Here is a 14,516-nt window from a genome sequence, read left to right as displayed (position 1 = left end):
TTATAGACCATTCTTAGTGATGGTCTATTTTATTTTGCAAAAAAGAGGTGGAGAAAGTTGGCAGAACAAAAGAAACAATTTGCTGTTATCGGCTTAGGTCGATTTGGAGGCAGTGTTTGTAAAGAATTATATAGTATGGGTCATCAAGTATTAGCAATTGATATTAGAGAGGAAAAAGTAAATGAATTTGCACGGCATTCCACTCACTCTGTCATTGCAGATTCTACTGATGAAAAAGCGTTACAGTCTCTTGGGATTCGTAATTTTGAATATGTTATTGTTGCGATCGGTGACAATATCCAATCTAGCATTTTAACCACATTAGTGTTAAAGGAAATGAATGTTGAAAAGGTCTGGGTAAAAGCTCAAAATGCTTATCATCATAAAGTACTAGAAAAGATTGGAGCGGACCGCATTATCCATCCAGAGCATGATATGGGCGTGAGAATTGCGCAGCACTTAACCTCAGATAAAATCGTAGACTATATTGAACTATCAGAGGAATATAGCATTGTCGAACTACTCGCAACCAAGAAAGTGCATAACAAAACAATTGTAAATTTAGATATCCGTGCTAAATATGGTTGCACCATTTTAGCTATTAAGCGGGGGGAGGACATTAATGTTTCTCCTATGCCAGATGAATTGATTTATCAAGAAGATGTCCTTATTGTCATTGGTCACAAGAGAGACTTAAAACGCTTTGAAGAAGATGGAATTTAATCATGTCTTCCCGTAGAAAAAGCATCTTAAAAAGACGAATAAGCATGTCTCCCCCACAAACATTAGCAATAAGTTTTCTTATTGCTATTTTGGTTGGGACAATCTTTTTAAAAATTCCATATGCTACAACGGAACCAATTACATGGATTGACGCTTTATTTACAGCTGCTTCGGCTACAACCGTTACAGGTCTTGTTGTCCTTGATACAGGGACTGCGTTTACCGTTTTTGGCCAAATCGTAATCATGGTCCTCATGCAAATTGGAGGGCTTGGATTAATGACTTTTGCTGTGTTAATTGTCATTGTACTAGGCAAGAAAATTGGTTTGAAGGAACGAATGTTAGTGCAAGAAGCTCTTAACCAAACCTCTATTGGTGGAGTGATTCGACTAGTTAAGATATTATTTATATTTGCTATATTAATCGAATTGATTGCCGTTATCTTACTTTCAATACGTTGGGTACCTGAATTAGGTTGGGCCTATGGCATTTATACGAGTGTTTTTCATGCGATTTCTGCATTTAATAACGCAGGCTTTTCGTTATGGTCTGACAGCTTAATGAGTTATGTTGGAGATCCGGTTGTAAATATGGTCATTACGTTATTATTTATTACTGGGGGAATTGGATTTACGGTTTTATCAGATCTATGGCATACTAAAAGATTTCACCAGCTGTCACTCCATACAAAGTTAATGCTTGTTGGGACGTTAGTAATCAACGTAGTCGCCATGCTAATCCTCTTTACACTCGAATATTCAAATCCAGCTACTTTAGGGGCATTTAATTTTGGTGATAAGATTTGGGCATCGTACTTTCAAGCTGTAACTCCGCGAACAGCAGGTTTTAACACAATCGATATTGGCAGTATGACAACTGGATCTATTGTGTTGATGTTGTTGCTTATGTTTATAGGGGCTGGAAGTGCTTCAACCGGTAGTGGGATTAAGTTAACAACATTTATTGTCATTGTTATGGCAGTGATTACTTTTTTAAAAGGTCGAACCGAAACAGTTGTATTTGAGCGTACCATTAAAAATCAAATGATTATTCGTTCATTGGCAATTGTTGTTACTAGTTTATTAGCCGTATTTTTAGCAATCTTTGCCCTTTCCATAACGGAGAATGCTCCCTTTCTCATGATTGTCTTTGAAGCCTTTTCTGCCTTTGGGACAGTTGGATTATCGATGGGCTTAACAAGTGAATAGTCTCCTTTAGGAAAGCAAATCATTATTGTCTTAATGTTTATTGGTCGAATTGGGCCTTTAACATTAGCTTTCTCTTTAGCAAGAGCTCAAAAATCGAATATTCGTTACCCTGATGGAGAAGTATTTACAGGCTAATAATACATCGTATTTAACACCTTCCTCCTCTCAATCAGTTGGTTATTTCCATATGAATAAGGGCAGAGATTTGCAAATCTCTGCCCTTATTATATAAGACTATCATGTATGATCTTTAATTATTTTCTAGCGCAATGATGCCTTTAACTTCTCTCTCACTTCCGATTCTAACGCCATCTTTTTAATTTTCCCGCTTCCAGTCATCGGAAGTTCTTCTAAGAAAATGAAATGATCAGGAATTTTATAGTTCGCTATCTTTCCTTTTATATATTCTTTCATCGAAGTTTCGTCTTCCTGTTGATTTGGCTTTAACTTGATTGCCGCACAAGTAACTTCCCCTAAAACAGTATCTGGTAAGCCAATAACGGCGACTTCTAAGACACTTGGATGTGCGTAAAAAATCTCTTCAATTTCTCGAGGATATATATTATAGCCGCCCCGGATAATCATTTCTTTCTTCCGGCCAACAATCCGAATGTAACCCCTTTCATCAATGGTCGCTAAATCTCCTGTGTAAAACCAGCCTTCGTGATCGATCGCTTCACTTGTTTTCTCCGGTAATTGGTAATATCCTTTCATTACTCCAAAACTCTTAATCGCCAATTCCCCAACTTCATTAGTAGCCACTTCTTGTCGATTGCTATCGACCACTTTCGCTTCTGCTCCTGGCATTACTTTTCCAACCGTCTCCGAGCGAACCGCGTCATCGTCATCGAAGCTCGTCATCGTTACCCCAGCTGAAGATTCTGTTAAGCCGTATGAAACAACAACATCACACCCCATGTCGGTCCGAATTTTCTTTACAATTTCTTCAGGACACGGTGCAGCTGCAATAATACCAGTACGCAGGGAAGATAAATCTACATTTTTAAATTCTGCATGATTTAATTCAAGAATAAACATCGTTGGTACTCCGTGATGAACCGATATTTTTTCTTGTTCAATTAGTTTCAAGGCTTTTTCCGCTTTAAACTGCTCCATGAAGACAATTTTTCCAGCAACTGAGATCGCCGACATGATCCCTGGCACCATTCCAAATACGTGAAAAGCCGGAACAGCCACTAAAAAGACATCTTCGCTACTACACTCCATGTATTCTGCAGAGATTTTCGCTGTATGAACAACGTTTTTATGAGTTAACATTGCTCCTTTAGGTTTTCCAGTTGTGCCTGATGTATATAAAATCGAAAAAACATCTTCAACTGGGTTGATGGTAGCCGCTTGTACTTGGCTTTTTTGACCTAAGTCTAATAGCTCAGCAAATGACGTATGGCCATCTTTCTTGAAGCGCACGGTAATAATGTGTTCAAGTGTTTTTCCGTTTGTTGATGTTTTCAAATAATGATTTAGTGTATCTATGTGGCCTGAATCTTCCGATATGAAGGCCACTTTCGCTCCACAATCCTCGAGAATATATTCTAATTCTTCGGTGCGATAGCGAGTATTGCAAGGTACTAAGATGGCTCCAAGACTTGCTAAACTAAAATAAATCGTGACAAACTCATTCCAGTTTGGCAGTGAGGCTATCACTCGGTCGCCTTTTTTAATGCCTATTTGCGATAATCCAGACGTTAATAATTGTACATCCTCATATAGTTGTCTGTACGATAATCGTGAAAGCCCATCATAAATTGCTTCTTTATCAGGATGTTTTTGATATGCTTCTTCTAATACTTCAGGTAGTGATAGATCGTAATTCACTGCACATTCTCCTTCCAATTCAAAGCTAGCTACAAGACTTTGCTCTCTCCGGTTAAAGAGAGAGCTGGAGTAAGACAATTAAAAAACTGTTCAGATTAAATCATACGTGAATGTTACCCAACCTTAACGAGGATTGCCGCACCATTGTCACCTGCTGCACAGCCCGTTGCTAATGCGTAACCGCCACCCTTTTCAACCGTTTCTTCAATCGCTTCAATTAATAAGCGTCCAACCGTTGGTGCTTGTGGGTGGCCGAATACTAGAGAAGTTCCATAATTATTAAAGGTCATTGGATCAATGCCAAGCTCTTTAGCAAAGTACATATCATTGACAATGAATGGACTATGATTTTTAATTGTTGTCACTTGATCAATTGTAATTCCAGCTCGTTCAAGTGCCATTCGAACGGCTGGTACAGGAGCTACTGGCATAGTTGCTTTCTCCGCTCTTGCATACCCGTAAGAAATCACTTGAATCGGAATACTTGAATCCGTACTGAGACGTCTAGCATTGTCTTGTGATGTTACGATCACGCCGACATTCCCATCAGCTGGATGAGTCTGACCTCCAAATGAAACAATGCCATTTTCTGTAGTCGGCTTTAATCGCTGTAGGGCTTCTCTTGACGTTTCTGTTACTCCTCCGTCTGTTTCAATCAGGACTGTTTCTCGCTTTGATAGCGCAACTTCAACTGGCTGCATATAACGCTTTTGGAAAGAACGGTCATCTTTTAACGCATCAGCATATTGTTCATATCTTCGGAAAATCAGTTCATCCGCTTGCTCCTTTGTAAATCCATGTTCCTTCGCTACTTTTTCTGCCGTCATTAACATCCCAATACCAGTTGATGGATCCGCCGACATGTTATCTAAGTTCCAATTTTCAGAAATAACCTGCCCTCCAGGCCCTTTAGGGTTCGGCCATATCGTGTGCGGACCATTCGAACAACGATCCGTTAACAAGCAATAGGCTGTATTGACATTTCCAACTTCAACCGCTGTTGCTGCGTTGAATATAGAAGTGGTTGATGTCGCACAAGCATGCATAAGCGTCTGTCCCGGAATATCTGGAGCCCCCATCATCGTAGCTGCCCATGAAGCACCATAGAAGACACTTTTTTGTCCAACTGTTACACCTAAATATACATAATCTAATTCTTCATTAGGATTAATGTTTCTAGATTCAAACCATTTCTTACTGCTTTTGGCCCCTAATTCGATTGAATTCTCATTTTGTAATAAACCTTGCCACTTAACAAAAGGAGTAGAATAATAGCCTCCATATGGGATATATGCTTTGTGAAACATACTCATTGTGTTTGCTTCCCTCCTACCTCTACTTCAGCTTTTTTAAAGACCGGACGCTGTCCTTGCATAGAGGCACTTAATCCAGTTAAAGCTTCATCCGTTTCAAAGGTTTTCACTAAATAGCTTAATTCAAGCTCAATGCCCTCATCAATCGTTAATTCAGATTGTTGATTAATAAGATCATTGATCGTCTCTAGCGCTATCGGTCCTTTATATGAAAGAACTTTCGTCATTTTCTCTGCAACCTTATCACTTACACCTAGAGGTTGCTCACCATTCAACATTTTTTGTACATTTTCTTCATTAAATGTGTCTACGATTTCATTATATGACGCTGGAATCTCTCTACTAGCATATTTATCTTTTTTCCCATTTTCAACTAGCTTCTCAATCGACGCTTCTATTCTTTCCATATCGGTAAGTTCAGTCACAATCCCTAAATCTTTCGCCACTGTTGCTGGTAACGGTCTTCCAGTTAGAACAAAATACTTAGCTAATTCTTTTCCTACATGCTTATTAATTCGAAGCATTCCACCTAGCCCTGGATAAATTCCTAGACCGCTTTCAGGAAAGGCCATTGACCCTTGTTGTGTGGCAACAATCGCTTGACAAGATAACGCTAATTCACTTCCCCCACCGAGTGAAAGACCATCTAATACAGCAATCGTTACTTTATCAGACGTTTCAAACCTTCTAAATAATTCATGTCCTTTACGTGTAAACGCGACATTTTTTTCAATTTGATTTGTTTGAATGCAATCAATAAAGAAATTAATATCAGCTCCTGCAACAAATGCCTTTCCAGCCCCTTGAATTGCAATCCCTTTCACTTCAGGCTTCTTTTCAGCTTGATCAAAAGCTTGCTCCAATTGTTCTACTACGACTGGATTAAGTGCATTCATCGCCTCTGGACGATTGATCGTAATGTAAGCAATTGCATTTTTTATTTCAAGGTCAATGTAATTGAATTCAAAAGGTTGATCTAGTTTGGCATGTTCTTTTAATACGTTTGGCACATGAAAACCTGATCGCTTGGAATCTAGTTCTTGCACCATTTCATATGCTTCTTTCACACCAATTTTATTAATCAATTCAAACGGTCCGAACTTCCATTTCAATCCAATCTTTGCCCCGCGATCAGTATCTTCAACACTTGCTACACCTTCGTCAACTTGTGCGCCAGCGACACCAAAAACCGTTGCATAGAGATGACGGTTAATTTCTGCAAACTTGCTTTCATCAATGTCACCACTTAGATCCCAGTTTTCTCTTAATTCTGTTTGCTTTTTAAGTAAGTCACTTGGTGCATAGAACTCACTAATTTCCTTTGCTAAATACGTGCACGAGTGCTCAGCAATTGGAACTCCTGTTACATTCATTAATTCAAACGGTCCCATTCCAATGTCAAATCCTTGCTTCGCTGCAGCATCAATCGTTGGAATATTTGCGATTCCATCTTCCAATAAATGAACCGATTCATTTAAAAACGGAACAAAATAACGATTAACAGCAAATCCTGGTGAGTCTTTTACGACAATACACGTTTTATTATGAAGCTTTCCAATTAAGAGTGTTGTCTCAATCGTCTCTTCACTCGTTTCTTGATGTGGAATAACCTCTACTAATCTATTTTTTGCTGGGTGATAGAAATAGTGCATTCCAATCACTTTTTCAGGCCGATTCGTGAATTCCGCTATATCCTTAACATATAAGCTTGATGTGTTTGTTGCAAGAATTGTTTTCTCCTCACAAATTTGATCAAGCTTTTGAAATAAATTCCCTTTAACATTTAAGTCTTCAAAGACAGCTTCTACTACAAGATCTGCATCCTTTAAAGCTTCATAGGATGGTGTTGCGTGAATTCGATTCAGTGTTTCACTTACTTGCTCCTCACTAAAGATACCACGTTCGACTCCCTCTGATAGAGTCTTTTTAATAATTCCAAGTCCTCTTTCAACTTGTTCTTCTGTAACATCGACTAACGTAACGTCTAGTCCTTCTTGCGCCATTTTTTGTGCAATTCCAGAGCCCATATTTCCTGCTCCTACAACCCCAACTTTAAAAGACTTTGTCATAACTCTCGCTTCCTTCCTACATTAAATTGACAATAACATTCGATATTTAAATTTCTACTACAATTTATGTCTTTTTCATCACCTTTGTAAGCCCTCTCAAAATAATACGAAAGGTCTTAAGAATTAACCTTACTCTTATTTTAAAAGGAGTGTTTCGCAAACGATACGTACACTATATAGGAAAATCGATTCGCTTTTTCTACATATTGTTGATAAAAGTACGATCAGTTCTCATTATGATTGAAGAACAAAAAAGTAGGGACTGAGAGGAATGATAAAATCTGTATATACTAAACAGCTACAGATGTTAAAAAGGTGGCTTAAGGGTTAATCGTAACCCTTAAGCCACCTGACAAACAATCTATTTATTGTAGATATTATATGAAACCAATTCTGTTAGATTAGCGGCCATTCCCATTTCCTTGTTGTCCGCGAGTTAACACTTTCAATCCTTGCCCCATATCAGATGCTAGGATATAGTTACGATCTACAAACACACCCCATACATCGGCTTGCTCCGGAGTATATTGACCAATTTGAGTAGGGTTCGCTGGGTCGGTAATATCGACCATCACTACCCCGCCAGAGTAATAAGATAAATACAATGTGTTGCCGTGTACTTTAGGATCATGAACTGTTTTAGCGAACGTGCTTACATTTCCGCTATCTGGAATATCATACGTAAGATCTGTTGTGAATTCACTTAGCAAAACAGGGTTGGACTTATCTTTAATATCAAAAATACGCGTATAACCATAAGCACTCTCATAACCGTCACCAATAGGGTTGGCTACTTCACGAGTCTCAATTAACACCGTACCCCCTTTAGCAAGCGCAGCAGAGTGAGCGGCTCCTTTTTGATCATCCCTGTAATCTGTTCTTCCTAAGTATACTGGGTTTTCAGGGTCTTTAATATCAAAAATGACCGTTCCTAAATCCCACATCGAAACATAAGCATGCTGAGCATTATTATCGGTAATGACACTGTGATTGAAGACCGGTCTAGTTTTTCCATCTGGGGAATTCCAGTGGTAACCATTGAAATCTTCGGCTACTTCTTCAAGCTCGCGTGGATCCCAGCCCCATAATTTATCAGGGTTAGTTGGATCTGTCACATCTATGATTTGAAAATCTTGATCTTCCCCATGTGTATAATAATCTGCATATGGACTCGACGTTAACACAAGTGCACGGTTACCTTGTGTTGTTAAATAGAGCTCATGCGTTCCTGTAATGCGACGATCTAATTCATAGAAACCTAGCTTCTGTGGATTGGTTGGATCTGTCACATCATATAATAGTACGCCTCCTTTACTGTCCGGACGGTTCACATTGTTACGAGAAGTTTGCTGGATACTAACTGCTGCAAGATCTCCTTTAAAATGAGGGGTATTGACTGATTTCACAATCACCTTTTCTTGCCATGTATGTGGAATATCATCCGCGAATACGGCCACTTCAACTGGATTGGATGGGTTTTGTAAATCAAAAACACGAACTCCCCCATTGCCACCTGCTGCCGTATGCGTTCCTAAATAAGCATAACCTTTATGTGCGTATACATCAGCTGTATTGTTTTGTACACCGTTTAGTTCACTGATTTGGACAGCTGCCGCCTCTCTGAAATTCGACACATTTTTCGAACCATCTTTAAAGCTCGCTGTTAACCTCTCGATTTCTTCTAAATTGAATACGTGACGTTCGCCTTTGTTAATATCTGAGCCAAGAGCATCATGGGCAAAAGTCGTCGGTGCAATTCCTCCCAATGTCATTGTCCCAACTAATGCTGTTGTAATAAGTAGATTTCGCTTTTTCAAATAGATCCCTCCAGATATTGTTATTGTTCTATACAATCGGAATTATAGGGAAAAATCCATTTTTTGACTACTCTGAATTAACTGTCCATAAATGGTTCATTGGGTTTACAATGGATAAAATGACCTATAAAATAAAGCTTCTGCCTTTCTAACTAAAAAACTTAGATAAGCTAAATAACATACTCGACTTTTTATCAACTAGTATTTTTGACCGATTTTCCCGATCAGAAATTAGGTCTAACCACACATTCGCCTTCATTTTTAACTAGTTTAACGGGCAATAATATTCATACAAATAAATTAACTATTTTCTTACAATAATTGCGACAAAAGAAACAGTCATTTAACCTATCTCACGAATTCCATAGATTGCATATGGAAAATAGCAATGATCGAGTTCGATTTTTCGTGAGAGAATTTCGATATTCGAAGAAAATGTCTTTTGGTTAGATATGTAATTAGTTTAACCAGGACTTATTAGGTGTGATTATTGTTCTATCAAGTGTAATTGGCAGTCTCAAAATTTAATTCGTTAATTTAGTAGTCTCTACAGGGAGAGATTCCTCTTTTGGTATCTGAAACAAAAAGGGTGTGTCCCACAAGGCCTTTTTCTGACCTTTAGGACACACCCTAAGCAACAATTGATTTTGAAAAAAATTCTTTCTTAGAAGATTCGTGGAAGTAACAAGACGGCCTTATTGTCAACGGGGCGATTGCCACCTTTAATTTAACAGCAAGCTTGAGATGTCATGACTTCTTCATTGTATTTGTGTAATATAAATCATAAAGTTTGTAAGCCATCATTAAATCAAATCGGTCTTCTGAAGAATCAAGATTAACATGAAGAAGATTTTGAATCTTCTCCAAACGATATAGAAGTGAACTTCTATGTATAAAGAGTTCTTCAGATGTATCTTTGATACTACCATTATGCGAGAGATAGACTCTTAATGTCCGGAACAAGTCCATGCTTTTCCCTTCAGAATATTGCAACAAAGCCTCGAGCTGCTTATGAATAAATAACATTGCCACTTCACTGTCTTTTAAATGATGCAAGACAGTATACGAACCTAATTCATCGAATACTGCAAATCCAATGTCTGAAAACCGGCGTGAGACAACATTAAGCGCTTGCACAGCTTGCTGATAGCCAACATAATAGTCTTTCAACGTATCCGTTTTCCCGCCTATTCCTAAATATAGTTGGCTTGAATCACCTTGTAATTTCAACAATTTTGATAATTCTTCGTATAACTTTGACCAGAATACCTTCGCGTTCTTCCCTTCTCTATCAGCAGGAACAAGCAAGATGTACTCGTCACCTTTACCAGCAATTATGATCTCTTTGTCGTACATGAGCAGTCTCGTTTTTATTTGATCCCAAAGCGAAGTAATCTTTGCTTGTTTTTCTAGAATATTCATTATTTGTTGACCCTGCTCATCTAAATGAATCGATAGGACCGCGACACGATGTTCATTAAATAAATTCCAATTAAATAAATTTGCATATTGGATAATGCTTTCCTCGTCTTCTATTTCTTTCACAAGTAACTTATTAATAAAACTATCCTTCACGTGCTCTTTCGCATCTAAAACAAGTTTTTGCTTAATGAATTGAATCGATGAAATATTACGAGCCAAATCAATGCTTAAACGATAAAAGTCATCAATCCGTTCATTTGTACTATCAATTGCCAAATATCCTAATATTTCTCCGCCACCATCAACTGGCCAAACTCCAACTTTTTTGCCCTCATCAACGGAAAAAAAGAGTTCACGATGTTTCTTTTGAAATACTTCTAATGTCGCAAGCTCTATTAACGATTGCAAGTCATCTTCGTTCAAATCAAATAATTGATAGGCGATCGGCCTCATAAATCGGTCAAATAATATAACCGATCTTGAGAAAAGCTCACTTAGTGTCGCAGTAATTCCATCAAAATTATCTCTTTCTACCGTTTCTTTGACGAGAGATTGTTGATAGTCCAATAAGTTATGAAGACGTTGCTTATGATCTATTTCATTTTTGTATAAACGTGCATTTTCAATCATCGTTGCAACATGGCTAGATAATAATTCCAAAATTTCGCAATCTTCTTTTGTGAAAACACCAGTTTCTTTGTTTTCTACATGCAAAACACCGATCGTTTTCAAATCCATTACTAAAGGAATCGTAAGCTGCTGCCCACCTGGTGTTTCCAAATATGGAAAGTATTTTTTAAGTACATAATTACCCTCTACCGAAATATTCATCGCTTCTTTCTCTGTTCCAAAGGCCGGCGGCTGAAAAACAAAGCAATTTTCCTTTTCGTTATACAAGTAAATACAGGCGAATGTCGCATCTGTTCCTTTCCCTGCACCTTCTACAACCTTTTCTACTACTTGATCGATGGAATTGTCGATCGAAAGACTGTGACTAATCCATTCCATCCCTTTAAACTTTTGCTTTTGCCATTCTTTTCTTTTCGACAAAGATAGAGCTACTGCTACATCCTTCCCAAATTCAACAAACACTTCATCCATCTCTTCTAACAAAGGAACAAAATTTAAAAAGCCAATAATGCAAAAGCCATAATTTTCGCTACCATCTCGTATTGGTACAGTGAACCAAGTGGAGATCTTTTTATCTATTAAAAGTTTCGTAAAGTTACATTTCGTATGTTCATCAACCTTAAAAAACGCCAAACTCTTATTCAGTAAAGTAGGAGAACATTCATTTACTTTCAATGGAAAATGATCAATGATCGTCGTTCCACTGCCACTCCACACTTTCGAAGTGAATAAATGGTCTTCCTTGCGCACAATTCCAACAAAATCACATTTTAACTCTGAGCGAAAAGAATCGATTAAGAATTGTAATGTTTCTTCTTCTGTATCAAACTTTACAAGTTGGCGAGCTGTCATTCTCAAATGGTTTTCAAGTCGTTGTAATAGTTTTTCCCGTTTGGTAAGCTCCATTACCGATCCCCTTTCTCAAGACAAAAGAAACTATGAATAATAAGTATTATAACATATCAAATTCCGACTTATTTTTACATTTTAGAACAACGCCTACCTATACTCATAAAAAAAACTAGAAGTCTATAGAATAGACTTCTAGTTATAACTTAATTTACAACCTTTAAAGGTACGGAAACTGGCCCCCATTCTGGAAAACGCGTCATTATTACTTCACCATCAAGTTCTAATTTCTTCGTACGTACTAGTAATTCCTTAAGTGTTATATTCAATATTAACCTAGCAAGTGGTGCACCTGGACATTGATGGGGTCCCATTCCAAAAGCAACATGTTTCTTAATATTAGGACGATTCAATATAAACTTATCGGCATTCGGAAATACCTCTTCATCTCGATTAGCTGATGCAAAGACAACTGCGATCGGTTCATCTTTCTTAATCTTACGTCCTCTTATTTCCACATCATGTTTAGACGTTCGTGCAAAACCTCGATAAGGAGTAAATAGCCGCAAATATTCCTCTATAGCAGCTGGAATTAGACTTGGATCATTCCGAAGTAACTCCTGAACATCTTGGTTTTCAGCTAAATGAACAGACATACTGCCAATGAAAACTACAGGTGCAATCATTCCGACAACAATTAACTGACGGATTGTACCTAAAATGAGTTCATCAGGTAATGGTTCTCCTTTGTATTTTCTTGCTAAAAATGCACTCGTTATGTCAGTTGTAGGGTCCAATGGTGCTTCTTTTCTCATCTGAATGATCATTCTAGCTATATCATATAACTCTAAACTTTTTTCTTGAATGGTTGGTTTATCCACCTCATTCAAAGCTTTTACATATAATTTTGTAACTTCACGGATTTTCATTCCTAATTCAGTTGGCAAATTAAAAAACTGTGCAAACACATAACCAGGAAGTTGATGCGAAAATTCCGTGCATATATCTCCACCTCCTGAATTAATAAACGGTTGAAGGAGGTCTATTGTTGTTTTTCTAATAACTGGCTCAATTTCGTTCATTTTTTCATCCGTAAAAAACGGATCTAACGTTCTCCGATACGGAGTATGCTCAGGCGGATCCAAGTGTAATGGCGGCCTTCTTCCTGTTGTTGAAACTTTAGGTACTACATTTTGAACTGAAGTCACATAAGTGTTCGGATCTTTTAAAACATTAACTATATCCTCATATTTCAACAACGCCCAAAAGCCATCATAAGCTTCACTATAAGCGACTGGGCATCTTTGCCTTAACTCTTTATATTCTTCATGAGCACTTGTAAAGGTCTCTTTTTTGGTTGGATCAAAGTCATTGGTTAGCCGTTCATCCAACTTATCTTGACTATCTAGACTTAAATCTATAGTTCCTTGATGAAAAGGACACTTTTGTTGACTAGTATTATTTTGATTGTTCATGTAAGCAGTTCATCTCCTAAAATATAGTTGATAAGAATAAGAAAACCTATTATTAAGGTTTTCTTATTCCAAAAGGTTGATTTCTCAAAGGGCCTGCTTAGTCAGTAAATTTGTCAGCGATTAACCGAGCATTATTAAATAACTCTGTTCCATTCAAACCTTTTGCATCGAGTGCCTCTGCAGCAGCCTTTGCATTTTCCTCCATAACCGCTAGGATCTCATTGGTAACATCCTCAGAAAGGTCGATTATTTCGTTCCCCTCTTCAATAGCCAGATCTACTCCTGCTTGAACTTCTTTTTCTAATTCAACAATTAACTGTTCTTCCCACCATCTAGCATTCTCAATTAATACTTTTTGTTGTTCTGATGACAAGTTGTTAAATACTTCCTTATTCATCATTTTTGAATTTTGCCATGGAGTTGCATAAGGTAAGCGAGTACTATACTTTGTTACTTCAGCAAAATTAAAGGTTCTAAGAGGATCAGCCCCTGTGACGACTCCATCAATTGTCCCTTTCTCAAGCGCACTATATGTCTCTGAGATAGGTAAGTTAATTGGGTTAGCACCTAGCGCTCTCACTAATTCAACAGATGCTTCATCTGCAACCTTAATGTTCATGCCTCTAAAATCCTCTACAGACCTTACCGGCTTACTAACTGTATGAATCCACGATTGACCTGCAGACATTCTATTAAGTGGCACTACTTCTTCGTATTCTTCTGCCAATTCTGGTGTTTGTTCTACTAGTTCTCTAGTAAACTCAAGTAAATGACCTAAATCAGTAATTCCATAATTAAATAGGCCAACAGAGTACTCTAGCGGAAAGCGATCTTTTTCCGATCCAACTGCCGCCTGAACAATTTCAGCTGATCCACGTAACACCTCTTGATACCATTCTCTTGAATTTACAAGTGTTCCATCAAAGAACTTATTAACAGCAAGCGTACCCTCTGTTTGTTCTTCAATCCTTTCAAACATTTGTTGATCAAGTTTCCCTTGGTAATGACCCGAAGATATATATGTGCCGTAGCTCAAATCCACCGTCCCCTGTGCACCTTCATCTGAACCAGTTGTACTAGTCGAATCTCCACATCCCGCCAACAAAACACCCATGCTTAAAACCGTAGTAATCGCCAATGAAAGAAGCCCTTTTTTTGCCTTCAACCTTTTTTC

Annotated in this window: 8 protein-coding genes and 1 pseudogene; 2 read left to right on the top strand and 7 right to left on the bottom strand. The window is 37.8% G+C overall.

Annotated features, from left to right (window positions below; genetic code table 11):
- Positions 1 to 57 precede the first annotated feature (57 nt).
- Positions 58 to 723, top strand: coding sequence for a potassium channel family protein (locus BkAM31D_RS08050; RefSeq protein ID WP_066152166.1), 666 nt, complete (start codon positions 58 to 60; stop codon positions 721 to 723).
- A 2-nt stretch (positions 724 to 725) separates the two neighbouring features.
- Positions 726 to 2,066: pseudogene (locus BkAM31D_RS08045) on the top strand (TrkH family potassium uptake protein).
- Between the two features lie 126 nt (positions 2,067 to 2,192).
- On the opposite strand, the gene BkAM31D_RS08040 reads toward BkAM31D_RS08045, so the two are convergent.
- The 7 genes from BkAM31D_RS08040 to BkAM31D_RS08010 all read right to left on the bottom strand — a co-directional run bounded on the left by BkAM31D_RS08040 (position 2,193) and on the right by BkAM31D_RS08010 (position 14,507).
- Positions 2,193 to 3,767 carry a long-chain-fatty-acid--CoA ligase gene (locus tag BkAM31D_RS08040; protein ID WP_066152169.1) on the bottom strand — a complete coding sequence of 525 codons (1,575 nt, stop codon included), beginning with the start codon at positions 3,765 to 3,767 and terminating at the stop codon, positions 2,193 to 2,195.
- 113 nt (positions 3,768 to 3,880) lie between these two features.
- On the bottom strand, positions 3,881 to 5,080 hold the full coding sequence (locus tag BkAM31D_RS08035) for a thiolase family protein (RefSeq protein ID WP_235820362.1): 1,200 nt from the start codon (positions 5,078 to 5,080) through the stop codon (positions 3,881 to 3,883).
- Positions 5,077 to 7,149, bottom strand: coding sequence for a 3-hydroxyacyl-CoA dehydrogenase/enoyl-CoA hydratase family protein (locus BkAM31D_RS08030; RefSeq protein WP_066152172.1), 2,073 nt, complete (start codon positions 7,147 to 7,149; stop codon positions 5,077 to 5,079). Before BkAM31D_RS08030 ends, BkAM31D_RS08035 begins: the two co-directional genes overlap by 4 nt.
- Positions 7,150 to 7,550: 401 nt before the next feature.
- Positions 7,551 to 8,966: an LVIVD repeat-containing protein gene (locus BkAM31D_RS08025; RefSeq protein WP_235820364.1), complete on the bottom strand. Its 1,416-nt coding sequence runs from the start codon at positions 8,964 to 8,966 to the stop codon at positions 7,551 to 7,553.
- A 747-nt stretch (positions 8,967 to 9,713) separates the two neighbouring features.
- Positions 9,714 to 11,924, bottom strand: a complete 2,211-nt coding sequence (locus BkAM31D_RS08020; RefSeq protein WP_066152177.1) for a helix-turn-helix domain-containing protein — start codon at positions 11,922 to 11,924, stop codon at positions 9,714 to 9,716.
- A gap of 149 nt (positions 11,925 to 12,073) precedes the next feature.
- A complete protein-coding gene (locus BkAM31D_RS24945) occupies positions 12,074 to 13,342 on the bottom strand; it encodes a cytochrome P450 (RefSeq protein ID WP_169801093.1) in 1,269 nt (422 codons plus the stop codon).
- A gap of 97 nt (positions 13,343 to 13,439) precedes the next feature.
- Complete coding sequence (locus tag BkAM31D_RS08010) at positions 13,440 to 14,507, bottom strand: TRAP transporter substrate-binding protein (protein WP_066152180.1); 1,068 nt, start codon at positions 14,505 to 14,507, stop codon at positions 13,440 to 13,442.
- Positions 14,508 to 14,516: the final 9 nt, after the last annotated feature.

The organism is Halalkalibacter krulwichiae (genome assembly GCF_002109385.1).
Classification (GTDB): Bacteria; Bacillota; Bacilli; order Bacillales; family Bacillaceae_D; genus Halalkalibacter; species Halalkalibacter krulwichiae.
Note: the sequence above shows the minus strand (reverse complement) of the source record. Positions and strands in the feature narration are given on the sequence as shown.

What these genes read in the sequence shown, in the direction of transcription:
- BkAM31D_RS08020 (WP_066152177.1), bottom strand. Translation starts at nt 11,924, where the DNA reads ATGGAGCTTACCAAACGGGAAAAACTATTACAACGACTTGAAAACCAT.
- BkAM31D_RS08035 (WP_235820362.1), bottom strand. Translation starts at nt 5,080, where the DNA reads ATGAGTATGTTTCACAAAGCATATATCCCATATGGAGGCTATTATTCT.
- BkAM31D_RS24945 (WP_169801093.1), bottom strand. Translation starts at nt 13,342, where the DNA reads ATGAACAATCAAAATAATACTAGTCAACAAAAGTGTCCTTTTCATCAA.
- BkAM31D_RS08030 (WP_066152172.1), bottom strand. Translation starts at nt 7,149, where the DNA reads ATGACAAAGTCTTTTAAAGTTGGGGTTGTAGGAGCAGGAAATATGGGC.